The organism is Nonomuraea glycinis (assembly GCF_035920485.1).
Taxonomy (GTDB): Bacteria; Actinomycetota; Actinomycetes; order Streptosporangiales; family Streptosporangiaceae; genus Nonomuraea; species Nonomuraea glycinis.
The window spans coordinates 4,026,041-4,049,514 of sequence record NZ_CP109166.1 but is presented as its reverse complement, the minus strand read 5'-3'; the positions used below and the strand labels follow the sequence as shown (position 1 = coordinate 4,049,514).

Below are 23,474 nucleotides of genomic sequence, written 5' to 3'. Positions count from 1 at the left end.
AAGCTCGTCCGCTCCGAGCATGTCGAAGGGGAATCACCCATCCGCGCGTGGCCCGGCTGAGCACCATTTCCGTAGTCCTGGCCCCAAGCGATCGGGGAGACCCATGGAAACGCGCGTGCGCCCCGAGGCCGGTGTCCGCGATGGTCCGGCCAAACTCGCGACCGTCGACATCGTCATTCCCGTGCTCAACGAGGAGCGGGCGCTGCCCGGCTGCGTCCGTACGCTGACCGCCTTCCTCACCGAGTCCTTCCCCCTGCCGTGGCGCGTCACGATCATGGACAACGGCAGCACCGACGGCACCTGGCCGATCGCCGAGGCGCTGGCCGCCGAGTTCGAGCAGGTGCACGCCGGGCGGCTGGCGACGGCGGGGCGGGGGGCGGCGTTGAAGGCGGCCTGGCGGGACAGCCCGGCCGACATCGTCACCTACATGGACGTCGACCTGTCCACCGGGCTCGGCGCGCTGTTCCCGATGGTGGCGTCGCTGGCCAGCGGGCACTCCGAGATCGCCGTGGGCACGCGCCTGTCGCGCGGCGCCCGTATCCAGCGCTCGCTGAAGCGGGAGGTGATCTCGCGCGGCTACAACGCGCTGCTGCGGTTCGGCTTCGGGGTCGGGTTCAGTGACGCCCAGTGTGGTTTCAAGGCGGCCAGGAAGGACGTGGTCAGGCCGCTGCTGGACCGGGTCGAGGACGACGCCTGGTTCTTCGACACCGAACTGCTCCTGCTGGCCGAGCACAACGGGCTGCGCGTGCACGAGGTGCCCGTGGACTGGGTCGAGGACCTGGACTCACGGGTCCGGGTGCTGAGGACGGCCGTCGATGACCTGAAAGGGCTGGCCAGGCTCTCCCGGTCGATGTCGCGGGGCCGGGCGGTGGTCGAGGTGCCCCGGCCGGCCGAGCCCGCGCCCACGCATCCGGACGCGGTCGTCGCCGCGCCCCGGGCGGCCGCACTGGCGACGTTCGTCTCGTTCGCCGTCGTCGGCGCGTTCACCACGCTGCTGTACGCGATGCTCTACCTCCCCTTGCGGGAGTTCCTGTCACCGGTGACGGCGAACCTCGCCGCGCTGATCCTCACCGCGGTGGTCAACACCGAGGCCAATCGCCGGTGGACCTTCGATCGCCGGGGCGGGAAACGTACCGGACTGCATGCCAGGGCGGGGCTGATGTTCCTCGCCAACTACGCTCTCACCACCATGGCCGTGCTGGGCCTGCACGCGCTCGTCCCGGCGGCGGGGCGGCTGCTCGAAGTGAGCGCGGTCGTCGCCACTTACGGCGTGCTCACCCTCACCCGATTCCTCGCACTCGACCACTGGGTCTTCGCCCGCTCACGGAGCTGATTCACTCTTGGACGCCACGGAAATCCGGCAACTGGTCGCTCTTGAGCGTACCCACTGGTGGTATCGGGAGCGGCGCGCCATCCTGCGCCGGGAGCTGCGCGCGCTGGGCCGGCCCGGACGCGCGCTCGACGTGGGCGCGGCGGGCGGCGGCAACACCAGGGTGCTGGTGGAGCAGGGCTGGGACGCCACCGCCACGGACAGCTCGCCGGTGGCGGTGGAGATCGCGCGTGAGCGCGGCCTCAGGGCGGTGTCGGCCGACGCCCGCAGTCTGCCGATCGAGTCGGCGAGCGTCGATCTGGTGACCGCCTTCGACGTGCTGGAGCACATCAGGGAGGACTACCTGGTCACCGAGGAGTTCGCGCGGGTGCTGCGGCCCGGCGGGCACGCGCTGATCGCGGTGCCGTGCGACATGAGACTGTGGTCGTCGCATGACGACGCGGTCGGGCACGTACGCCGTTACTCCCGCGACTCGCTGGTCAGGGTGGTGGAGAAGGCGGGGCTGCAGGTGGAGCGGGTCTGGAGCTGGAACGTGCTGCTGCGCCCGCTCATCGCCCGGCATCGGCGCGGCTCGACGGGAAGTGACCTGCGGCGGATGCCGGCCGTCGTCAACGCGGGCCTTTCCGCGGTGGTCATCGCCGAGCGTTACCTACCTGTCCGGTCTGGCAGAGGGGTAAGCCTTTTCCTGCGGGCTCGGCTCGATGATTTTGGTTCTAAAGTATCGATGTGTTGATTCACGGTTTAATCACCGCTTCGTTGGTGTTCGCCGGGTCCCCTGCCGCGGCCGTACAGGCGAAGGTCGACTGCGCCAAGGTGAAGTGCCTCGCGCTCACCTTTGACGACGGGCCGGGCAAGACCACGCCGGCCCTGCTCGACGTGCTCAAGAAGGAGCGCGTCAAGGCGACGTTCTTCCTGGTGGGCAAGCGGGTCGCGGAGCGGCCCTCGGTCGCGCGACGGACCCTCGCCGAGGGGCACGCGATCGGCAATCACACCTACACGCACCCCTGGCTGACGAGGAGGCTCGACGACGACATCATCCGAGAGCTCCAGACCACCCAGGAGGCCATCAAGGACGCCACCGGCCTGACCGCGACGATGTTCCGGCCGCCGTACGGGCGCACCGACGACCGCGTGCTCTATCTCGCGAACCAGTACGGTCTCGCGCAGGTGATGTGGACGGGCACCACGCTGGACTGGGACCTGCGCGACGCCAAGAAGATCAAGGCCGCGGTCCTGCGGCTGGCCAAGCGCGACGGCGTGCTGCTCATGCACGACACGGTCCCGCAGACGGTCAGGGCCATGCCGGGGATCGTCAAGGAGCTGAAGAAACGCGGCTACCACCTGGTCACGGTGCCGACAATGCTGGGGGTCAAACGGCTGAAGTCCGGGACGAGCTACCCGTAACCGATGCGGGTTCCCTGGGTGGCGGTGGCCACCTTCGCCGCCATCCAGACGGTCCTGGCCTGCTGGTGGGCGGCATTCCACCCGGGCCTCTTCAGCCGCGACTCGGTGCAGTACCTGAGCCACACGATGGCCGGGCCGTGGGTGAGCGACCACTCGGTGCTGTACGACGCGCTGCTGTGGCTCTCCTTCACCACTACCGGCGATCTCGGCGCGGTCACCTTCGCCCAGACCACGGCCATGGCCTGCGCCCTGACCTATCTCGCCCAGTCGCTCAAGGCGCTCGGGGCGCCCCGGCGGACGACGACGGTGGTGGCGCTCGCCCTGCCGTTCCTGCCGACGACCGGCACGTTCACGGTCACGTTCTGGAAGGACGTGCCGTTCACCGCCTGCGCGATCGCGGTCGCGGCGGCCTGCGCGGGCCTGGCGGCGCGCCGGACGCTCACGCCGGCGAGGCTGACGGGCCTCGGCACGCTGCTGGTCCTGCTGAGCCTCTTCCGCCCGAACGGCTTCCTCATCGTGGCCGTCACCGTGGCCGTGCTGCTGGTCGTCATCAAGACCCAGCGGGTACGGCTCGCCCTCGTCGGGGCGGTCGCGGCGGCGCTCCCGCTGCTGCTCAACAACCTGATCTTCCCGCAGTTCGGCATCATGCCCCCGACCAAGACGTACGTCTTCCACACGGCCTTCGCCGACCTCGCCGTCGCCTACCGGGAACGTCCTGAGCTGTTCACCGAGCAGGACCGGGCGCTGCTGGCGTCGGTGGCGCCGCTGACCAGATGGACCGAGGGCGGCACCTGCTCCACCGTCAACCCGCTCATCTGGCGCCGCGACTTCGTCTGGGCCCAGGCCGACGCGCACACCGGCGAACTGCTCGGCCTCTGGAGCCGGCTCCTGGTGGCGGAGCCCGCCCTGGTGCTGGACACCCGCCTGTGCCGGGGCGCGATCGCCTGGAGGGTCACGGCGGAGGCCGGCACCTCCACCTACCGCCTGTCCCTCAGCCCCACCACCGACACCTACGTGGGCCCGCACAAGGTGCCCGACTTCCCCGAACGGCACCTGCTCTCACTGCGCCCCCTGTCCCCCGGCCTGCACCTGGTGGCGCTGACGTGGCTCACCACCACGCTGGAGCCGCGCTTCGACTGGCTGCTGTGGCGGGGCGCGCTCTGGTCCTACCTGTCGTACGCGGCCGTCGCGCTCGCCGCCTTGGCCCTGCGCAACAGGTGGGTGCCGGCCGTGGCCGCGATCGTGGTGGGACAGCAGCTCGCGATCCTGGCCAACATCTCCGCGCAGGACTTCCGGTATCTGGCCTCGCCCATCTTCATCGGCGTCCTGCTGGTGCCGTTGCTGGCCGGCGCCTGCGTGCGTCCGCTGCGGCGCCGGCCAGCTCCGTGACGCTCAGGTCAGTGGCGTGGCAGGGTGGCCAGCACCAGGTTGGGGTCGGTTTGGGTGGTGTAGGCCGCACTGGGCACATGGAGGGTGCGGCCCCGCACGGCGACGGAGGTGGGGTTCTGCAGGCCGTCGGCGGCGGTCAGCAGCGTGGTGACCTTCCCCTTGGCGCCGACGCGGACCACGCGGCCGGTGGTGATGAGCGCCGCGATGACCTGGTCGCCGGCGAAGGCGAAGTCGTCGATGCCGGCCAGCCCTTTGGCCTTGACCGTGATCGGCCCGGGGCGGCCCTGCCGGAGCGGGATCCTGAGCAGGGTGCCCTTGTCGAGGTTGCTCGCCCAGACCGCGCCGTCGCGGACCTTCAGGCCGTTGACGCCGATGAAGCCGGTCGAGGCGAGCTCCGGCGCGGACGACCACACGCTCGCCCGGTGGCCGCCCAGCCGGACGGTGGAGATGGTGCCGAGCGCGGAGTCGGTGATGTAGAACGTCTTCGACCGCTCGTCCAGGGCGAGCCCGTTGGGCAGCCCGGTGGCCGGCAGCGCGGCGACGCGGGTCGGGGTGCCGCCTGACCTCAGCCGGTAGAGGCCGGTGGTCTCCGCCGAACCGCTGGCGTACAGGAAGTACAGCGTGCCGTCGGTCGTGCGGACGATGCCGGTGGTCAGCGCGAACTTCAGCACCGGGGTGTCCGCGCCGCCGTCCGCCGGGGCCGGCAGGGTGGCCAGGATCCGCGTCTCCCCCTTCTTGGTGATCGCGGCGACCTGCCGGGCGGCCGCGAAGGTGACGTACGCGGTGCCGTCCGGGGAAAGGGCGATGTTCTCCGGCATCTGGCCCTTCGCCAGGTCGAAGTGCACCGCGATCCGGGACGGCACCGCCTCCTGGGGCAGGCTCACCGTGGTGGCCGAGGCCGTCCCCCCGGTCAGAGCCGCCGTGAGGGCTGCGGTGACGACCGCGACTGTGGTCATGTTCTTGCGCATGGCTGTTCCTCGATCTCCATAAGTGTTCTTGGGCACGCTGAATACGGCACTCGTGCCGAGCGCCCAGGATTTTTACTGATAAATGCGGCTTTCTACCGCCGGATCGGGCGGTCCTGCCTGGCGGCCGGCCCGGTGGCGACGCTGTGGACCAGGAGCGTCATCGCGGCGTGCGACGGCGAGCCGGCCTCCGTGGTCGCGACCACGATCCGCTGGTCCCCCTCGGAGCGCAGGCTCTGCTGGGTGACCTGCATGGTCCCCACCAGCGGATGGCGCATCTCGTAGACCTCCGCCCCGCTGCCGGCCTTGACCCGGTGATCCGCCCACATCGCCGCGAACTCCGGGCTCTTCACCAGCAACTCGCCGACCAGCGCCGCCAGCGGGGAGTCGTCCGGATGCTGCCCGGACACCATCCGCAGCGTCGCCACCACGGCGCGAGCCTTGGCCGGCCAGTCGGCGTACAGCGCCCGGGTGTGCGCGTCCAGGAACATCAGCCGCGCCATGTTCGGACGCCGCGCCGGATGATCGGGCCCGTCCACGGTCACGTGCCCGGCGAACAGGGCATGTCCGGTGGCGTTCCAGGCGAGCACGTCGCTACGCCGGCCGAGCACCACCGCGGGTACATCCCCCAGTGCGGCGACCAACTGCCGCACCGCGGCCGTGACCCGCTCCGGAGCGGGTCGCCGCCCGCCGGGCCGGCGCCGGGTGCCGGCGGCCAGCTCGTGCAGGTGCGCCCGCTCGGCGTCGTCGAGCCGCAACGCCCCGGCGATGGCGTCCAGCACCTCGGCCGAGGCGTTGGCCGACTGGCCCTGCTCCAGCCGTGCGTAGTACGACGCGCTCACCCCGGCGAGCAGCGCCAGCTCCTCCCGGCGCAGCCCGGACACCCGGCGCTGGTCGCCGTAACTCATCAGGCCGACGTCTTCGGGCCGGAGCTGTGAACGGCGGGTCCGCAGGAACTCACCAAGGTGTCGCTTCGGGGTCATGTCCCCATAGTGGCGGCCGTGCCGAGAACCAGCCACGCCCTCTCAGGGATACCCGGTCGCTGACAGAGTTGACCTCAAGCTCGGTTGAGGTCACATGCTGTCGGGAGACATCCCAAGGAAGTGAGCGACATGCGGATAGTAGAAGTGACCGAGTTCGGTGGACCGCAGGTGCTGGTGACGCGGGAGGCTCCCGACCCGGTGGCCGGCGCGGGACAGGTCGTGATCGAGACGGCCGTCGCGGATGTCCTGTTCCTCGACACCCAGCTGCGGGAGGGTTGGGGAGAAGGTTTCTTCCCCATGACGCCGCCGTACGTGCCGGGCGACGGGGTGGCCGGACAGGTCGTCTCAGCCGGGGACAAGGTGGATCCCGCGTGGGTCGGCCGCCGGGTCATGGCCAGGACCGGCGCGCCGGCGGGTGGCAGCGACTCGATCGTGGCACCGACCGGCGGTTACGCCACTCGGGCCGTCGCCTCGGTCGAGGCGCTGATCCCGGTCCCGGACGGGCTCGAGCTCAGTCAGGCGGTGGCGCTCCTGCACGACGGTCCGACCGCGACGGGGTTCGTCGACAATGCCGCGATCCGGCCGGGCGAGTGGGTGCTGATCACCGCTGCGGGCGGCAGCCTGGGCATCGTCCTCGTGCAACTCGCCCTGGCAGGGGGCGCCCGGGTGATCGGAGCCGCGCGCGGGACACGGAAACTGGACCTGGTGCGGGAGCTGGGCGCCGAGGCGGCGGTGGACTACACCGAGAACGGCTGGCCCGAGCGGGTGCGTGAGACGACCGGCGGGAAGGGCGTGGACGTGGTGTTCGACGGCGCCGGTGGCCCCCTCGGCAGAAGCGCGCTGGAGGTGACGGCGAGCGGCGGCCGGTTCTTCGCCTATGGTGCCGCCAGTGGCGGCTTCGCCGAGGTCACCCCGGACGAGGCCGCCGGCCGGGGCGTGCGCCTGGTCGGGATCATGGACCAGGTGTCCGACGCGGCGGAGGTGCGGCGGCTCACCGAGCGAGCCCTCGCCAAGGCCGCGGCCGGGCATCTCAGGCCGCACGTCGGGCAGACGTTCCCGTTGGAGCGGGCGGCCGACGCGCATGCCGCGATGGCCGCGCGCACGGCCATCGGCAAGACCCTGCTGGTGTGCTGACGCCGCCTCTCAGCGGCACCGCTGCGGCGGTTTCTACTCCCACTCGATGGTGCCCGGGGGCTTGCTGGTCACGTCGACCACCACCCGGTTGACGTCCCTGACCTCGTTGGTGATGCGGGTGGAGATGCGGGAGAGGACGTCGTAGGGCACGCGTGCCCAGTCGGCCGTCATCGCGTCCTCGGAGGTGACGGGGCGCAGGACCACGGGGTGGCCGTAGGTGCGGCCGTCTCCCTGGACGCCCACCGAGCGGACGTCGGCCAGCAGCACCACCGGGCACTGCCAGATCTCCCGGTCGAGGCCGGCCCGGGACAGCTCCTCGCGGGCGATCGCGTCGGCCTCGCGCAGCAGGTCGAGCCGCTCGCGCGTCACCTCGCCGATGATCCGGATGCCGAGGCCGGGGCCGGGGAACGGCTGGCGCCAGACCATGGCGGTCGGCAGGCCGAGCTCCTCGCCCGCGCGGCGTACCTCGTCCTTGAACAGCGTCCGCAGCGGCTCCACCAGCTTGAACTGCAGGTCCTCGGGGAGGCCGCCGACATTGTGGTGGGACTTGATGTTGGCGGTGCCGGTGCCGCCGCCGGACTCGACCACGTCGGGGTAGAGGGTGCCCTGGACCAGGAAGTCGACCGGGCCGTCGGCCATGATGGCCCGCTGCTCGTCCTCGAAGACGCGGATGAACTCGCGGCCGATGATCTTGCGCTTCTCCTCGGGGTCGCTGACGCCTTCGAGGGCCTTCAGGAACCGGTCCGAGGCGTCCACGACGCGCAGGTTGACGCCGGTGGAGGCGACGAAGTCGCGCTCGACCTGCTCGGCCTCGCCCTTGCGCAGCAGGCCGTGGTCGACGAAGACGCAGGTCAGCCGGTCGCCGATGGCGCGCTGGACGATGGCTCCGGCCACCGCGGAGTCGACGCCGCCGGACAACGCGCAGATCGCGCGCCCGTCGCCGACCTGCCGGCGGACCGCCTCGATGGACTCCTCGACGATGTTGAGCATGGTCCACGTCGGCCGGCAGCCCGCCGCGTCGAGGAAGTGCTTGAGCACCTGCTGGCCGTGCTCGGAGTGCAGCACCTCGGGGTGGAACTGCACGCCGTAGAGGCCGCGCCCGGGGTGCTCGAAGGCGGCGACCGGGGTCTCGCCGGTCGAGGCCGTCACCGTGAAGCCCTCGGGGGCGGCGGCCACGCTGTCGCCGTGGGACATCCACACCTTCTGCGCGGCCGGCAGCCCGGCGAAGATCACACCCTCGGTCAGCACGTCCAGGGCGGTGCCGCCGTACTCGGCGACGCCCGTGCGGGCCACCTCGCCGCCCAGCGCCTGGGCCATCGCCTGGAAGCCGTAGCAGATGCCGAACGTGGGCACCCCGGTCTCGAACAGGCCGTGCGGCACGTCCGGGGCGTTGTCGGCGTAGACCGAGGAGGGCCCGCCGGACAGGATGATGGCCTTCGGCTTCTTGGCCAGCATCTCCTCGACCGGCATCGTCGAGGGCACGATCTCGGAGTAGACGTGGCACTCGCGCACCCGCCTGGCGATCAACTGTGCGTACTGCGCACCGAAGTCGACGACGAGCACTGTGTCGAATTCAGACACCGAGAGAACCCCCCAAAAGGCGAATGCGGTGCTGCCAGTCTATCGGCCGCGCACTCAGACAATCGCGCCGAGGAGCCCCAGGGGCGGCGAGCCCAGATCGAGCATGGCCTTGTGGAAACGCTGCAGCGTGAAACCCGCGCCCCACTCGCGCCGCGCCTGCTCGCGCAGGTCCATGATGACCAGCTTGCCCCAGGTGTAGCGGCCGTACGTCGGGTCGAAGGAGGCCCGCCTGGCCTCCGCCAGCGCCCCCGGGCCGACCAGGTGCGTGTCTGACTCGAAGCGCCTGGCCGCGTCCTCGACGGTCATGGCCCCGGTGTGCACGCCGATGGCGCAGGCGAGCCGGGTGACGCGGATCAGCGCCTCCACCCAGACGCCGATCTCGAAGCGCGGGTCCTGCGCCTCGAAGCCCTCCTCCACGCAGAGCTCCTCGGCGTAGTGCGCCCAGCCCTCGGCGAACGACATGGACTGCAGCAGCCGCCGGACGTCCGACCCGGCCCGGCGCAGGGCCAGGCCGTGCGAGAAGTGGCCGGGCGCCACCTCGTGCACGTTGATCGCGGGCAGGGTGGTCTCGCTGAAGATCTCCAGCCACTCCTCGGCGTCCCGCTCGGGCCAGGAGGGGTCGGGCGGGGTGATGTGGTACCACGAGGGGCCCTCGGGCTCGCCCGGCGCGTTCCACGACATCATCGCCATCGCCCACCTGCGCGACTCCGGCGCGAGGCCGACCAGGCACTCGCCGTCGTGGTAGGGCACCAGGTCCTTCTCGGCGGTGAACGCGATGGCCTTGCGCGTGCCGACCCTGGCCGCCTCGATCACGCCGTCGGCGTCGGGGTGCTGCCTGACCAGCTCGCGGACCACGTCGAGGGGCGGCCGGTCCCGCTCGCCGAGCTTGGCGCAGCCGTCGGCCAGCCGCTCCAGCAGCCTGCCGCGCTCGGCGTCGGCGCGCTCGGCCAGCTTGCCCAGGTCCACCTCCAGGCCCTCGCCGGCGCCCATCAGCCGGGCCAGCGCCGCAGCGCCGAGCGAGGCGTCCGGGTCGCCCTCGGCCGCCGCCCGCTCGATGTGCGTGACGAGCTCGCGGTGGGCCTTCAGCGCGCTCTCGTCGGTGATCCCCGCGGCCAGGCCCTTGACCGCGCCGAGCAGGGAGCTCGCGACCGGGGCGCTGAGCCGGTCGAGCGCGGCGACCGCGTGCCGCACGGCCTCGGGCCAGCGCGCGAGGTGGGCCGCCTTGGCGGCGGCCCGGTCCCGCTCCGGGCCGTAGTCGCGGTCGTAGCAGGCCAGGTCCAGGTTGGACAGGTGGTAGAGCGGGTTGCCGCGGTGCAGCTCCAGCTCGCCGAACTGGGCGCGCAGGCCCTCCTCGAACACCCGCAGGTGCCGGGCGTCGTACGGATCCTCCGGCTCGGCGCCTTCACCCAGCCGCGCCAGCCCGGCCCGCACCCCGTCGGGCGAGAGGTCCTGGATCATCCCGTCGTACTCGTGCCTGCCGCCCAGCTCACGCGCCTCTGCCACGGCCAGGTCGGTGATGGCCCGCAGTCGGGGCTCGAGTTCCGTCATGCTCGCGACGCTAGCGCAAGCCGCTCGATCTTGGAATCGAGTACGGCCACCGCCGGCCGTGCGCATCGGGCAGGGGAGCGGGCCCGACCCCGTCTAGCCCAGGGGGTGGCTGACCCAGACGTTGGGCTCGACGTAGACGGCGTGGTCGCGCTCGACCTCGCAGTGCACCGGGTTGAGCGCTCCCGGCACCTCGACCTCGCCGGACCGGTCGAACGGCAGCCCGGTCCAGCGCCGCCATTCGTCGAGCGTGCCGGGCACGACCATGGAACGCGGCGCCACCTTGACGATCTTCCCGCCCGCCCGTACGTGCACGCGCAGCCAGGCGTCGTGGGGCAGGCCGTCGGCCCGGGTGCGGAAGGCGTACTCGGTCATCGGGGTGTGGGGTTCGAGGTGTTTCCGGTTGGGTCGGACGGGGGCCAGGAGCTCCTCGAAGCCCTGTCTGGCGGCGTTGTCGCGCATGGCGAGGAGCATCCGCGAGGAGAGGCCGCGGCCGAGCAGGTCGCGGCGGACGGTGATCTCCAGGGCCGAGATCCTGTTGGGGCGGGTGCCCCTTTCCCTGGTCAGCCAGGCTCGCCGGATGGCGCCGTCCCAGCCGTCGTCGGACGGCTCCGCGCCGTCGAAGAAGAAGGGCACGGTGAAGCCCCGGGCCACGAGCCTGCCCGGCTCCGCGTCGTCATCGGCCACCAGAGCGTATTCGGGGTAGACGCGGACGACGACGTCGTAGAAGAGGTCGGCGAGCGGGTCCTGCATCATGAACTCCGGCCAGGAGGTGTCCATGTCCCACAGCGTCGAGGCGAACTCCGGGCGCTCCGCCAGGGTCGTGATCCGAAGGGTCATGCGGACCATCTTCACATAGGACGCAGAACACTCATATTCGACGTTATGCGCCTACGCCATCCGTTAAATCGGAGAAACCGGCCGTACACCGAAATTTACGTCGCTGTACGGCCGGTTTCGCCGTGGATCAGTCGCAGGCCACGCCGCTCAGGGAGAGCCTGCCGTTGTAGTCGTCGCCCGGCCCGGTGTGGTCGCCGTGCTTGGCGTGGATGCTCACGCAGATGTTCTTGCCGTACACCTTGACCGGCCCGGCGTGGTACTTGAACCGGCCGACGTCCTTGTCGTAGTTGTTCTTCCAGTTGTCCTCCGCCCACCGGGAGTTGTACATCTCCAGGTACAGCGGGGTCTTCTCGCCATACCTCTGGTGGCCGGCGCGCTTGACCAGGGCGGCGCAGTTCCACCCGGTCCTGGCGTTGTAGAAGAGCTTGACGTCGCTGATGTAGTAGGTGCTGCCGTCGAGCGCGTCCTTCATCGGCACCTTCCAGCTGCCCACCTGCGTGCCGCTGCAGCCGTAGGCCGCGGCGCCCGCCGCCGGGGAGGCGACCAGGTGCAGCGCCAGGGCGGCGGCTCCGGCCAGGGTGACGGTCAGTGTTCTCTTGAGCATGGTGTAACCCCCGAAAGAGACAAATTTCCGCAAAGACCCCTAACCGGTTATTCCGGGGCGGCTAACCACGATCACGGCGTTTGTTACCGTTTTGCGACCTCCATGCCTACTGATCAGTAGGTTTTGTGGATGGGCCAGTATTTACTCATGCCTAACATCGCGCCGCTGAGCCCGGGAGATCCACGCAGCCTCGGCGGCATGGACCTGCTCGGCCGGCTGGGTGAAGGCGGGCAGGGCGTCGTCTACCTGGCCACCGACCCCTCAGGCACGCGGGTCGCGATCAAATGGCTGCGGTCCGACCAGGCGGCCGACCAGGTGAGCATCGGGCGCTTCCTGCGTGAGGTGGAGGTCGCCCAGCAGGTGGCGCCGTTCTGCACGGCGGCGGTCCTGGGCACCGGCGTGGAGCTCGGCCGGCCCTACATCGTGAGCGAGTTCATCGACGGCCCGTCCCTGCATCAGGTCGTCCAGCAGGACGGCCCGCGCACCGGCACGACCCTGCACCGCCTGGCCATCGGCACCGCCACCGCCCTGGCCGCGATCCACCAGGCCGGGATCGTGCACCGCGACTTCAAGCCGGCCAACGTGATCATCGGCGCCGACGGGCCCCGGGTGATCGACTTCGGCATCGCCCGCGCGCTCGACGCGACCTCCACGCTCAGCAGCATGCCGGTCGGCACCCCGTCCTACATGCCGCCCGAGCAGGTCATGGGGCATCAGGTCGGCCCCGCCGCCGACCTGTTCTCGTGGGGCGGCACGATGGTCTACGCCGCCTCCGGCAACGCGCCGTTCGGCAGCGACACCATGCCCGCGGTGATCAACCGGGTGCTCAACCGGCCGCCCGAGCTGACCGGGCTCGACGGCACACTGCTCGAGGTGGTCGCGGCGTGCCTGGACAAGGACCCGGCGCGGCGGCCCACCGCCGAGCAGGTCATCATCCGGCTGCTGCAGCGGCCGGTCCCCCGCTCCGGCATCCTCGCGCAGGGCTCCGCGGCGGCCATCCCGGCCGCGTCGCGGCCCGCCCACTCAGCCCCGAACCCCGCCGCGTCGCGGCCCGCCCACTCAGCCCCGAACCCCGCCGCGTCGCGGCCCGCCCACTCAGCCCCGAACCCGGCCGCGTCGTGGCCTGCCCCCGCGGCCTATCCCGCGCAGCCGCCCATGGCGGCCCACGCCGGACAGCCTCGGCCGGCGCCCGCGGCGAAAGGCCGGACGTTGCTCGTCATGGGCGCGGCCGTGGGGTGCGCGCTGCTGCTGCTCGCCGGCGTGATGACGGTCAACCACCTGAACCGGACCACGGTCGCCGCTCCCCGAACGAGCCCCACGCCCACCCCCACCACCCCGGCGCCGACGTCCACCGTGCCCGCCAAGGGCACCCCCCTGCGGGTCCCCGGCGGCTCGATCACCATCTACGAGCACGAATCCGACCCCATCACGCTGACCTCCTACGAGGTCTACGACGAGAAGGGCAAGGAGTGGGTCGACTACGCCAGGCGGAACCTGACCGGCGCCTTCGTCAAATACCCGCGCAACAAGGAGTCGCTGGTCTCGCCCGACGGCCGCTACCTGGCCACCCGCGGCAAGAACTACTCCGCCGACGACTTCGACTTCATCGAGATCACCGACCGCCGCTCGGGTGGCGAGGTCACGATCGAGACCGTCCGCTCGCCCCTGCAGAGCACCATCCGGTCATGGTCCAAGGACGGCTCCAAGATCCTGCTCAACATCGAGGAGAAGACCGGCGACGAGTGGTACTACGTGGGCTTCGGCATCGTCGACGTGGCCACGAGCGAGCCGGAGATCGTCATGGTCCGCGACAAGCAGGTCCAGGAGACCGCCTTCGGCTGGGACAGCGAGGAGAACGGCGTGGTCAACGTCTACGGCGGCAAGAACCAGGGCCTGCGCTTCTACGCCCCCACCGGCAAGGCCGTCCGCGAGGCGCCCGGCATCGGCACGCTCGCCTCCGGCACCATGGACATGTTCTCCCCCTCCGGCCGGACCTTCGTCACCGACTGCCCCGGCGGGGGCGACGGCGACCACTGCCTCTGGAGCTCCGCGACGGGCAAGCGGGTGCGCACCTTCACCTCCCCCTGCGACAAGGTGCTCGGCTGGTACGACGAGACCCACCTCTACTGCTGGGAGCAGGACGACGCGTCCAGGGACGAGGTCCAGGTGGTCGACTTCAAGGGCAAGCTCGTCCGTAAGCTGATCGACATCGGCGATGACGTGGACTACAGCCCCATCTACACGCTGGACGTCCCCAGCGGTTCCTGAACCGCTCGCCGCCGGAATCCGTCATGAGGGCATGAAGACGCTGACGCGCCCGGTGCTGGTCGCCGCGGCCCTCGCGACGGCCCTGGCCGCCTGCACCCCGGCTCCCCAGGACGACAGACCCGTCACACCTCCGCGGCAGAGCCTCGGCGCCATCCGCCTGGTGGCGTACAACGGCTGCGACGACCTGCTCGCCGGGCTGCGCGCGAAGGCGGCCGAGAACGTCGGCCCGTGGGGGTTCGGCGGCCCCCAGATCATGTACATGGAGGACGCGAGCTCCGCCCGGCAGAAGGTCGCCGACACTCCCGACCACTCCACGACCAACACGCACGAGGCGGGCGTGGACGAGCCGGATCTGGTCAAGACCGACGGCGACCGCGTCTACACCGTCAGCGGCGGCACCCTGCGGATCATCGACACCGCTACCAGGAAGGTCACCGCCTCCCTCGATCTGCCCGGCAAGGACGAGCGCGGCTACGCGCCCGCCGACCTGCTGGTCTCGGGCGAGCGGGCGCTGATCCTGTTCCAGGGCGGCGGCGGCCCGGCCATGAAGCGGGGCTTCGCGCCCCCCGGCGAGACCAGGTACGTGCTCGTCGACCTCGCCGGCCAGCCCAAGGTGCTGGGCACGATCAAGCCCGAGGGCACGCACGTGGACGCCCGGATGGTCGGCTCCACCGTACGCTTCGTCACCCGGAGCCAGCCGGACATCACCTTCCCCCAGACCAGGGACCAACTGCCCGAGGCCGAGCGCACCCGGATCAACCAGCAGGTCGTACGGCGTGCGCCGCTGGAGGCCTGGCTGCCGAAGATCGAGATCACCGACGCCTCGGGGACGGTCAGGAAGGAGTCGGTCCCCTGCGAGCGGGTCAGCCACCCGGCCGACTACTCCGGCACCTCCCTGCTGACCTTGCACAGCCTCGACCTGTCCCAGGGCCTCACGGCGGCGGGCAGCTCCCCGATCGGCCTGGCCGCCGACGGCGACATCGTGTACGGCACCGGGCAGAGCCTGTACGTGGCGAGCAACCCGCACTGGTGGTTCCCGATCCAACCGGCCATCGTCGAGGAGAGCGCGCCCACGCCCAGCGGCCAGGAGTCGGCCGTGGCCCCGGCCACCGAGCCCGCCCCGGTGGAGCCCACGGCCACGCCCACGGCCACGCCCACGGCCACGCCCACGGCCACGCCGACGCCTTCGGGCCCGCCGCCCGAGGAGACGGAGGTGCACCGGTTCGATGTGAGCAAGCCGGGCGCCCCCGCCTACGTGGCCTCCGGCAAGGTGCCCGGCCGGCTGCTGAACCAGTACTCGCTGTCCGAGCACGACGGCCACCTGCGGGTCGCCACCACCGTCACCTCCGCCGACGGCAACACCAGCGTCAGCGGCGTGCACGTGCTGGCCGCGGACACGCTGGCCGAGGTCGGCCAGGTCGGCGGCCTGGGCAAGGGCGAGCGCATCTACTCGGTCCGGTTCATCGGCCCGGTCGGCTACGTCGTCACCTTCCGCCAGGTGGACCCGCTCTACACGCTGGACCTGCGCGACCCGGCCAAGCCCGCGGTGACCGGCGAGCTGAAGATCACCGGCTACTCCGCCTACCTGCACCCCAGCGGCGACGGCAAGCTGATCGGCATCGGCCAGGAGGCCAGCGACAAGGGCCGGACGCTCGGCACCCAGGTCTCGCTGTTCGACGTGCGCGACCCGGCCGCGCCGCGCAGGCTGTCGCAGCTGTTCCAGAAGGACTCCGGCTCGGAGGCCGAGTGGGACCCGCACGCCTTCCTCTACTGGCCCAAGACCGGCACCGCGGTCATCCCGCTGAGCTCCTACGGCGAGGGCGTGCAGCACAGCGGCGCGGTGGTGCTGCGGATCACCGACACGGAGGTGAGCCGGGTCGGCATGATCGAGCATCCGGCGGACCGCGCCGGCGCCTACCCGCCCGGCATCCAGCGCTCGATGATGATCGGCGACTCCATCTGGACGTTCTCCTACGCGGGCGCGCAGGTCAACGACGCCGCCACGCTGGACAAGCAGGCCTGGATCCCGCTGGGATCATGATCCCTCGGGGGCGGCGACCGGCTCGATCTCGGGGGCGCCGAGCCTGATGGCGTCGGCCGCGTGGTCGGTGTCCTGCTCCTGCGACAGGCGCTCGGCCTCGACCCGCTTGGTGAAGTACTCGACCTCGCGTTTGACCTGCTCGGCGTCCCAGCCGAGCGGGCCGGCGAGCAGCTCGGCGGCCTCCTGCGCGACCGCCACGCCCCGGTGGAAGGTCTCGATGGAGACGTGGGTACGGCGCGTCAGCACGTCGTTGAGATGCCTGGCGCCCTCGTGGGTGGCGGCGTAGACGATCTCGGCGCGCAAGTAGTCGTCGGCCCCGTGCAGCGGCCTGCCCAGCGACGGGTCGTGCTCGATCAGCTCCAGCACCTCGTCGATCAGCGAGCCGTAGCGCTGCAGGAGGTGCTCGATCCTGGCCACGTGCAGGCCGGAGGTGTGGGCCAGCCGATGCCTGGCGTTCCAGAGCGCCTGATAGCCCTCGGCGCCGGCCAGCGGGATCCGGTCCGTGCAGGAGCGCGGGACGCGCTGGTCGAGGCCGTGCGCGACGGCGTCGACGGCGTCCTTGGCCATGACCCGGTAGGTCGTGTACTTCCCGCCGGCGATCATGACGAGCCCCGGCACCGGGTGCGCCACCACGTGCTCGCGCGACAGCTTCGACGTCTCGTCCGACTCCCCGGACAGCAGCGGCCGCAGCCCGGCGTAGACGCCTTCGACGTCATCCCTGCTCAGCGGCACCGACAGCACGGCGTTGACGTGGTCGAGCAGATAGTCGATGTCGGCCCGGGAGGCGGCCGGGTGCTCCTTGTCCAGCGTCCACTCGGTGTCGGTGGTGCCGATGATCCAGTGCCTGCCCCAGGGGATCACGAAAAGCACGGATTTTTCCGTACGAAGGATGAGTCCTGTGACGGAGTGGATCCGGTCGCGCGGCACCACCAGGTGGATGCCCTTGGACGCCCGCACGTGGATCTGCCCGCGTCCGCCCACCAGCTCCTGGATGTCGTCGGTCCACACCCCGGTGGCGTTGACCACCTGCTGGGCGCGTACCTCCATCTCGCGGCCGGACTCCAGGTCGCGCACCCGCACCCCGGTGACGCGCTCGCCCTCACGCAGGAAGCCCACCACCTGGGACCGGGGCGCGACATGAGCGCCGTAGGTGGCGGCCGTCCGCAGCATGGTCATCACGTAACGGGCGTCGTCCACCTGCGCGTCCCAGTACTGCACCGCGCCGGTGAAGGCCGAGCGCTTCAGCGCGGGCGCCAGCCGCAGGGCCCGGCTCCTGGACAGATGCCGGTGCCCCGGCACGCCCCTGGACACCCCGGTGGCGATCCCCAGCGTGTCGTACAGGGCCACCCCCGCCCCCACATAGGGCCGTTCCCACCCCATGTGGGTCATCGGGAACAGGAACGGCACCGGCCGCACCAGATGCGGCGCGATCCGCTGCAACAGCAGGGCCCGCTCCTGCAGCGCCTCCCTGACGAGCTCGAAGTTGAGCTGTTCGAGATAGCGCAGCCCGCCGTGGATGAGCTTGGACGAGCGCGAGGAGGTGCCCGAGGCGAAGTCCCGCGCCTCGACCAGGCCCACGTCCAGGCCGCGCGTGACAGCGTCGAGCGCGACTCCCGCGCCCACCACTCCGCCACCGACCACGACCACGTCCAGCTCGCGTGCGGCCATGGTGTCCAGTGCCGCACTTCGCTCGACAGGACCCAGCCGGGCCACGCGTCTTCCCGCCGCCATGACTCTCCCTGAGATGAGGGGGCCTTGTCACCTTGCGCCCCCATACTTACCCGTTCATCGAACCGCATGTAACGCCGCGGACTCCGTACAGCCCCCCGATCAGGCCCTGACCACGGTCACTCCGGCGTCGGAGAGCCGGGTCGCGGCCAGGTCGGGAAGCTGTGCGTCGGTGACGAGGGTGTCGATCTGCTCGATGGGGCAGATACGGGAAAATGCTTTCTTCCCTATCTTCGAGGAGTCTGCCACCACCACGACCCGCGCGGCACGGGTGATGAGCAGATGATTGACGCTCGCCTCGCCCTCGTGGTCCGCCGAAGCGCCGAGCTCCACGTCCAGCCCGTCCACGCCGAGGAAGGCCACATCGAGCGTCACCTGCTCCAGCACGCCGGACGCGAGCGGGCCGATGAGCTCGTAGGACTGCTGCCTGGCCACCCCGCCGGTCACCACGATCTTGACGTGCCGGCGGACCGTGAGCTCGGCGGCGATGTTGAGCGCGTTGGTGACGATGGTGAAGCCCGAGTCCAGCGTGGCGCGGGTGGCCAGCACGCGGGCCAGCTCGGAGGTGGTGGTGCCGCCGTTCAGGCCGATCACCGCGCCGGGTTCGACCAGCTCGGCGGCCGCTTCGGCGATGCGCTGCTTCTCGCTCCCGTGCCTGGCCGTCTTGTAGCGCAGCGGCAGGTCGTAGCTGACGCTCTGGGCCACCGCGCCGCCCCGCGTGCGCATGAGCATCTGCTGCTGGGCGAGCTGGTCGAAGTCGCGGCGGATGGTCGCGGTGGAGACGTCGAGCGCCTGGGCCGCCTCCTCCACGGAGAGCCGGCCTTCCTGGGCGAGCAGCTCGAGGATCGCGTTCCAGCGGTCATAACGGGACACGATCCTCTTTCCTTCGCCGGAATCGTCAGATGGCAAGCGTGGCATAGGGGAGAGCACGCAGCCACCGATGCCCATTTAAGCTTGGTTCTGGTATAAAAAGTGCAGAAATAATCAAATTTTCGGAGGTACTGGTGACCAGTCATACCGAAGCCGAGATCGCCTCACAGCCGGCGAGCTGGCGGCGGGCCGTGCGGGACATCCCCGCCGGCGCGCTGCCCGCCCCCGGCGAGCGAGTCGCCGTCGTCGGCTGCGGCACCTCCTGGTTCATCGCGATGGCGTACGCCGCGCTGCGCGAGCGGGCCGGTCAGGGGGAGACCGACGCGTTCACCGCCTCCGAGTTCCCGGCCGGACGCGCGTACGACCGGGTGCTCGCGCTGACCCGCTCCGGCACCACCACCGAGGTGCTGGAACTGCTGGCCGCGACCGCCTCCAGGACCACGGCCATCACCGCCGACCCGGACACGCCCGTCATGCGGGCCGCCGACGAGGTCATCGTGCTCGACTACGCCGACGAGCGATCGGTCGTGCAGACCCGCTTCGCCACCACCCAGCTCGCCCTGCTCCGGGCCAGCCTGGGCGAGGACCTCGGCCAGGCCGTCGCCGACGCGGAGCGGGCCCTGTCCGCGCCGCTGCCCGCCGAGCCGGTGGCCGCCGAGCAGCTCAGCTTCCTCGGCACCGGCTGGTCGATCGGCCTGGCCCAGGAGGCCGCACTCAAGATGCGCGAGGCGTCACGCTCGTGGACGGAGGCCTACCCGGCGATGGAGTACCGCCACGGGCCGATCAGCATCGCCGGCCCCGGCCGCGTCACCTGGATGCTCGGCACCGCACCCGAGGGCCTGCGCGAGCAGGTCGAGGCCACCGGCGGCACGTTCTTCACCAGCGGCCTGGACCCGATGGCCGAGCTGGTCCTCGCCCAGCGGGTGGCGGTGGCCAGGGCCGTCGCCCGCGGTCTCGACCCGGACGTGCCCATGCACCTCACGCGATCTGTGATTCTTTCCTCATGAGCCTCACACTCGCCGACGCCCGCATCGTGACCCCCGAGGGAGTTCACGAGGGGTGGCTGACCATCGAAGACGGCCGCATCACGCACGTCGGCCACGGATCGGCCCCCCGAGCCGGTCACGGCCTCGGCGGCCGGCACGTGGTGCCGGGCTTCGTCGACATGCACAACCACGGCGGGGCGGGCGGCTCCTTCCCGGCCGGCGAGCCAGACGGCGCACGCGAGGCGGTGGCGCTGCATCAGCGGCACGGCACCACCACCATGGTGGCCAGCCTGGTCACCGACTCCCTCGACCGGCTGTCCAGGGCGGCCGCGTCGCTGGCCGAGCTCTGTGACGACGGTCTGCTGGCCGGCATCCACTTCGAGGGCCCGTACATCTCCAAAGCGCGCTGCGGCGCCCACGACCCCGCGCTGCTGCGCGAGCCGTCGCCGCAGGAGGTGGCCGGGCTGATCAAGGCCGGGCGCGGGCATGTGCGCATGCTGACGATCGCCGGCGAGCTGCCCGGCGCCCTCGACACGATCCGGATGGCCGCCGCCGAAGGCGTGATCGCCGCGCTCGGCCACAGCGACGCCGACTACGACCGGACGCGGGCGGGCATCGAGGCGGGCGCCACCGTCGCCACCCACCTCTACAACGCGATGCCGCAGCTCGGCCATCGCGCCCCCGGCCCGATCGCCGCGCTGCTGCAGGACGAGCGCGTCACGGTCGAGCTGATCAACGACGGCGTGCACGTGCACCCGGCCATGCTCACGCTGGCCTGTGAGGTGGCGGGCCCCGGCCGGACGGCGCTGATCACCGACTCGATCTCGGCCACCGGCCTGAGCGACGGCGAATATCTCCTCGGCCCGATGCGGGTCGGCGTCGTCGGCGGGGTCGCCCGCCTGGTGGAGGGTGGCTCGATCGCGGGCTCCACGCTCACCATGGACGTCGCCTTCCGCCGCAGCGTCCAGGAGCTGGGCCTGTCGCTGCCCGACGCGGCGCAGGTGGCCTCCCTGACCCCGGCCCGGGTGCTGGGCCTGGCCGATCAGGTCGGCTCGATCGCCGTCGGCAAGTCGGCCGACCTCGTGGTGCTCTCCGACGAGCTGGAGGTGGCCGGCGTGATGCGGCGCGGCGCCTGGATCGCGGAGCCCCGATGATCCTCACCGTGACCCTCAACGCCGCGCTCGACGTCACCTACGAGGTGCCCCGGGTCGACTGGGACGGCGTCAACCGGGTGGCCGCCGTGCACCGGCGGGCCGGCGGCAAGGGCGTCAACGTGGCCCGCGTGCTGGCCGCGCTCGGCCAGGAGGTGCTGGTCACCGGCCTGGTGGGCGGGCCGACCGGCGAGGCGGTGGAGGCCGACCTGCGGGCGGCCGGGCTGCCCGCGGCGATGGTGCCCATCGCCGCCGACTCGCGCACCACGCTGGTGGTCTCGGACGCTCCAGGCCCTCCTGACGGTACGCGGACCGCGCTGTTCAACGAACCCGGGCCGCAGGTGACCGACGACGAGCTACGAAATTTCATGACAACGTATGGGGTCATGTTGGCAGACGCGCGGGCGGTGGTCCTCTCCGGCAGCCTGCCGCGTGGCGTCCCCGCCGACACCTACGCGCGACTGGCGGCCCTGGCCTCGGCCAAGGGCGTGCCGGCCATCGTGGACGCCGACGGCGAGCCACTGCGCCTCGCGCCGCAGGGCCGGCCCGCCATCGTCAAGCCCAACGCCGAGGAGCTGGCCCGGGCCGTGCCGCACGGCACCGTCGAGGAAGGCGCCCAGGCACTGCGCGGCCAGGGTGCCGAGTCCGTGGTCGTGTCCATGGGGTCGGCCGGGCTGCTGGCGGTCACCCCCGAAGGCACGATTCGCGCGCGGATGCCGTACACGGTCGAAGGCAACCCGACAGGGGCCGGCGACTCGCTGGTGGCAGGGCTGGCACTGGGCCTGGTGCAGCCGTCATCGTGGCACGACACGCTGAGGACGGCGGCCGCGCTCGGCGCCGCGGCGGTCGCGTCGCCGGTGGCCGGCGACTTCGACCGCGACGTCTTCAGCGACATACACCCCTTGATCGAGATCGCATAAGGAGCCCGCCATGCCCCTCGCCACCGTCGGCGACATCATCCGCGACTCACCCGCCGGGGTGGGCGCGTTCAACGTGATCCAGCTTGAGCACGCCACCGCCATCGTGGCGGGCGCGGAGGCGCTGAGCCTGCCGGTGGTGCTGCAGATCAGCGAGAACTGCGTGCGCTACCACGGCGAGCTTGAGCCCATCGCGCTCGCCGCACTCGCGGTGGCCAGGCGGGCCGAGGTCCCCGTCGCGGTGCACCTCGACCACGCCACCGACCGCGCGCTCGTCGAGCAGGCCGTGGAGCTGGGGCTGGGCTCGGTCATGTTCGACGCGTCCGCGCTGCCCGACGAGGAGAACGTCGCCGTCACCGCGAGCGTGACCGCCTGGTGCCACGAGCGGGGCGTGTGGGTGGAGGCCGAGCTCGGCGAGGTCGGCGGCAAGGATGGCGTGCACGCCCCCGGCGCCCGCACCAAGCCGGACGAGGCGGCCTCCTACGTGGCCAGGACCGGCGTCGACGCGCTGGCCGTCGCCGTGGGCACCTCACACGCGATGACGACCAAGGACGCGGTGCTCGACCTGGCGCTGATCGCCGAGCTGCGGGCCACCCTGACGGTCCCGCTGGTCCTGCACGGCTCCTCCGGCGTGCCCGACGAGATCCTGCGCGAGGCCGTACGCGAAGGCATGAAGAAGATCAACGTCGCCACGCACCTGAACAAGGCGTTCACCGGCGCGATCCGCGACTATCTGCACCACGACGAGAAGGTGGTCGACCCTCGCAAGTACGTCAACGCGGGCAGGGACGCGGTGACCCGCGAGGTGACCCACCTGCTCGGCGTCCTGACGGGCTGAGACGCGGTGGCCCGTGAGGTGGCACGCCCGCTCGGCGGGCTGACGGCCTGAGACGCGGTGACCCGCGAGGTGGCACGCCCGCTCGGCGGGCTGACGGCCTGAGACGCTCGGCGGGCTGAGGGGTCCCTATCCGTCCAGTTCCGCCAGGACCCGTTCGGCCTGCCTGCGGAAGGTGCCCGGCGGGTTGCGCGGCCCCTCACCCGACAGCAGGAACAGCCAGGTCAGGGCGTGCAGCCTGCGGCACTCGCGCAGCCGGGTGCGCTCGGCCGCCGACAGGTCGAAGTGGCGCAGGACGTCGATCTCGCCGTCCACCCACATCGACACGTGCTGCGACAGCTCCGCCAGCTCGAAGGCCCGGTCGCTGCGGCCGGAGTCCTCGAAGTCCACGATCCGCACCCGCTCGCCGTCCCACAGGAAGTTCGCCAGGTTGCCGTCGCCGCCGCCGAACACCGGCCGTACCCCGCCGTCGTCCGGCCGCCACCGCGCCAGCCACCGGCAGCCCTCCCGGACGGCCCGGTCGGCCACCGGGTCCTTGCCCGGCCAGTGCTCGCACCACTCGCGCACCTGCTCGGCGAGCGCCTGGGCGTGCCAGTTGCGCAGCGGCACCCCGGCCAGGACCTCGGGCGGCACGGCGGCGTGCAGCTCCGCGACGGCCGCGGCCATCTGACGGGTGTGCGCCGCGGGCTCGGGCAGCCCGCGCAGCGGCCGGCCCTCGATCCGGGACATGATCACGCAGCCGTGGAAGGAGATCGGCCTGGGCGCGAGCCCCGGAGCGTAGCGGGCGAGCAACGTCAGCGCCCGCCACTCGCGCTCGGCCGCGTGTGGCCTGTCTTCTCTGTAGTGCTTGGTGACGACATCACCCAGCATCTCGATCGTGTGCGTCCCCTGCAGATCGGCCAC

General features: G+C 71.5%; 20 protein-coding genes. 11 read left to right on the top strand and 9 right to left on the bottom strand.

Annotated features, from left to right (window positions below):
* Positions 1–103: 103 nt before the first annotated feature.
* From OHA68_RS19335 to OHA68_RS19320, 4 genes are read left to right on the top strand one after another with little or no spacing between them, the layout of a single operon-like run.
* Positions 104–1,333, top strand: coding sequence for a glycosyltransferase (locus OHA68_RS19335; protein ID WP_327108871.1), 1,230 nt, complete (start codon positions 104–106; stop codon positions 1,331–1,333).
* 7 nt (positions 1,334–1,340) lie between these two features.
* A complete protein-coding gene (locus OHA68_RS19330; RefSeq protein WP_327108870.1) occupies positions 1,341–2,063 on the top strand; it encodes a class I SAM-dependent methyltransferase in 723 nt (240 codons plus the stop codon).
* 26 nt (positions 2,064–2,089) lie between these two features.
* Positions 2,090–2,734, top strand: coding sequence for a polysaccharide deacetylase family protein (locus OHA68_RS19325; RefSeq protein WP_327109525.1), 645 nt, complete (start codon positions 2,090–2,092; stop codon positions 2,732–2,734).
* Positions 2,735–2,737: 3 nt separating this feature from the next.
* Positions 2,738–4,123, top strand: coding sequence for a hypothetical protein (locus OHA68_RS19320; RefSeq protein ID WP_327108869.1), 1,386 nt, complete (start codon positions 2,738–2,740; stop codon positions 4,121–4,123).
* Between the two features lie 8 nt (positions 4,124–4,131).
* Here the strand turns inward: OHA68_RS19320 and OHA68_RS19315 are convergent, their stop codons facing one another.
* Together OHA68_RS19315 and OHA68_RS19310 are read right to left on the bottom strand one after the other, a co-directional pair.
* A complete protein-coding gene (locus OHA68_RS19315; RefSeq protein ID WP_327108867.1) occupies positions 4,132–5,091 on the bottom strand; it encodes a hypothetical protein in 960 nt (319 codons plus the stop codon).
* Between the two features lie 92 nt (positions 5,092–5,183).
* On the bottom strand, positions 5,184–6,071 hold the full coding sequence (locus tag OHA68_RS19310; protein ID WP_327108866.1) for a helix-turn-helix domain-containing protein: 888 nt from the start codon (positions 6,069–6,071) through the stop codon (positions 5,184–5,186).
* A gap of 129 nt (positions 6,072–6,200) precedes the next feature.
* Between OHA68_RS19310 and OHA68_RS19305 the strand changes: the two genes are divergently transcribed.
* Positions 6,201–7,205: a zinc-binding dehydrogenase gene (locus OHA68_RS19305; RefSeq protein ID WP_327108865.1), complete on the top strand. Its 1,005-nt coding sequence runs from the start codon at positions 6,201–6,203 to the stop codon at positions 7,203–7,205.
* Positions 7,206–7,238: 33 nt separating this feature from the next.
* Here OHA68_RS19305 and guaA read toward each other — a convergent pair whose 3' ends face one another.
* The 4 genes from guaA to OHA68_RS19285 form a co-directional block, all read right to left on the bottom strand.
* The gene (gene guaA, locus OHA68_RS19300; protein WP_189141178.1) at positions 7,239–8,786 is read right to left on the bottom strand and encodes a glutamine-hydrolyzing GMP synthase; all 1,548 of its coding nucleotides are present in this window, start codon (positions 8,784–8,786) and stop codon (positions 7,239–7,241) included.
* Between the two features lie 54 nt (positions 8,787–8,840).
* Positions 8,841–10,334 (bottom strand): DUF885 family protein, encoded by a 1,494-nt coding sequence (locus OHA68_RS19295; protein ID WP_327108864.1) that lies wholly within the window; start codon positions 10,332–10,334, stop codon positions 8,841–8,843.
* Positions 10,335–10,427: 93 nt separating this feature from the next.
* Positions 10,428–11,171: an N-acetyltransferase gene (locus OHA68_RS19290; RefSeq protein WP_327108863.1), complete on the bottom strand. Its 744-nt coding sequence runs from the start codon at positions 11,169–11,171 to the stop codon at positions 10,428–10,430.
* Positions 11,172–11,298: 127 nt separating this feature from the next.
* Positions 11,299–11,775 carry a hypothetical protein gene (locus tag OHA68_RS19285; protein WP_327108862.1) on the bottom strand — a complete coding sequence of 159 codons (477 nt, stop codon included), beginning with the start codon at positions 11,773–11,775 and terminating at the stop codon, positions 11,299–11,301.
* 147 nt (positions 11,776–11,922) lie between these two features.
* Between OHA68_RS19285 and OHA68_RS19280 the strand changes: the two genes are divergently transcribed.
* Both OHA68_RS19280 and OHA68_RS19275 read left to right on the top strand, forming a co-directional pair.
* Positions 11,923–14,043, top strand: coding sequence for a protein kinase domain-containing protein (locus tag OHA68_RS19280; RefSeq protein WP_327108861.1), 2,121 nt, complete (start codon positions 11,923–11,925; stop codon positions 14,041–14,043).
* 31 nt (positions 14,044–14,074) lie between these two features.
* A complete protein-coding gene (locus OHA68_RS19275; protein WP_327108860.1) occupies positions 14,075–16,084 on the top strand; it encodes a beta-propeller domain-containing protein in 2,010 nt (669 codons plus the stop codon).
* Here the strand turns inward: OHA68_RS19275 and OHA68_RS19270 are convergent.
* Positions 16,079–17,815 (bottom strand): glycerol-3-phosphate dehydrogenase/oxidase, encoded by a 1,737-nt coding sequence (locus OHA68_RS19270; protein WP_189141183.1) that lies wholly within the window; start codon positions 17,813–17,815, stop codon positions 16,079–16,081. The two genes, OHA68_RS19275 and OHA68_RS19270, sit on opposite strands and share 6 nt — an antisense overlap.
* Before the next feature lie 99 nt (positions 17,816–17,914).
* Complete coding sequence (locus tag OHA68_RS19265; protein ID WP_327108859.1) at positions 17,915–18,685, bottom strand: DeoR/GlpR family DNA-binding transcription regulator; 771 nt, start codon at positions 18,683–18,685, stop codon at positions 17,915–17,917.
* A 131-nt stretch (positions 18,686–18,816) separates the two neighbouring features.
* Here OHA68_RS19265 and OHA68_RS19260 point away from each other — a divergent pair, with 131 nt between their 5' ends.
* Genes OHA68_RS19260 through OHA68_RS19245 form a run of 4 tightly spaced genes read left to right on the top strand, consistent with a single transcriptional unit; the run spans position 18,817 to position 22,574 of the window.
* Positions 18,817–19,689 (top strand): SIS domain-containing protein, encoded by an 873-nt coding sequence (locus tag OHA68_RS19260; RefSeq protein WP_327108858.1) that lies wholly within the window; start codon positions 18,817–18,819, stop codon positions 19,687–19,689.
* Entirely contained in the window at positions 19,686–20,822 is a 1,137-nt protein-coding gene (nagA, locus tag OHA68_RS19255) for an N-acetylglucosamine-6-phosphate deacetylase (RefSeq protein WP_327108857.1), read from the top strand. The genes OHA68_RS19260 and nagA overlap by 4 nt, the downstream gene beginning before the upstream one ends.
* Positions 20,819–21,739 (top strand): 1-phosphofructokinase family hexose kinase, encoded by a 921-nt coding sequence (locus OHA68_RS19250; protein WP_327108856.1) that lies wholly within the window; start codon positions 20,819–20,821, stop codon positions 21,737–21,739. The genes nagA and OHA68_RS19250 overlap by 4 nt, the downstream gene beginning before the upstream one ends.
* Before the next feature lie 10 nt (positions 21,740–21,749).
* Positions 21,750–22,574, top strand: a complete 825-nt coding sequence (locus OHA68_RS19245) for a class II fructose-bisphosphate aldolase (protein WP_189141187.1) — start codon at positions 21,750–21,752, stop codon at positions 22,572–22,574.
* A 126-nt stretch (positions 22,575–22,700) separates the two neighbouring features.
* Here OHA68_RS19245 and OHA68_RS19240 read toward each other — a convergent pair whose 3' ends face one another.
* Positions 22,701–23,474 carry a phosphotransferase gene (locus OHA68_RS19240; RefSeq protein ID WP_327108855.1) on the bottom strand — a complete coding sequence of 258 codons (774 nt, stop codon included), beginning with the start codon at positions 23,472–23,474 and terminating at the stop codon, positions 22,701–22,703.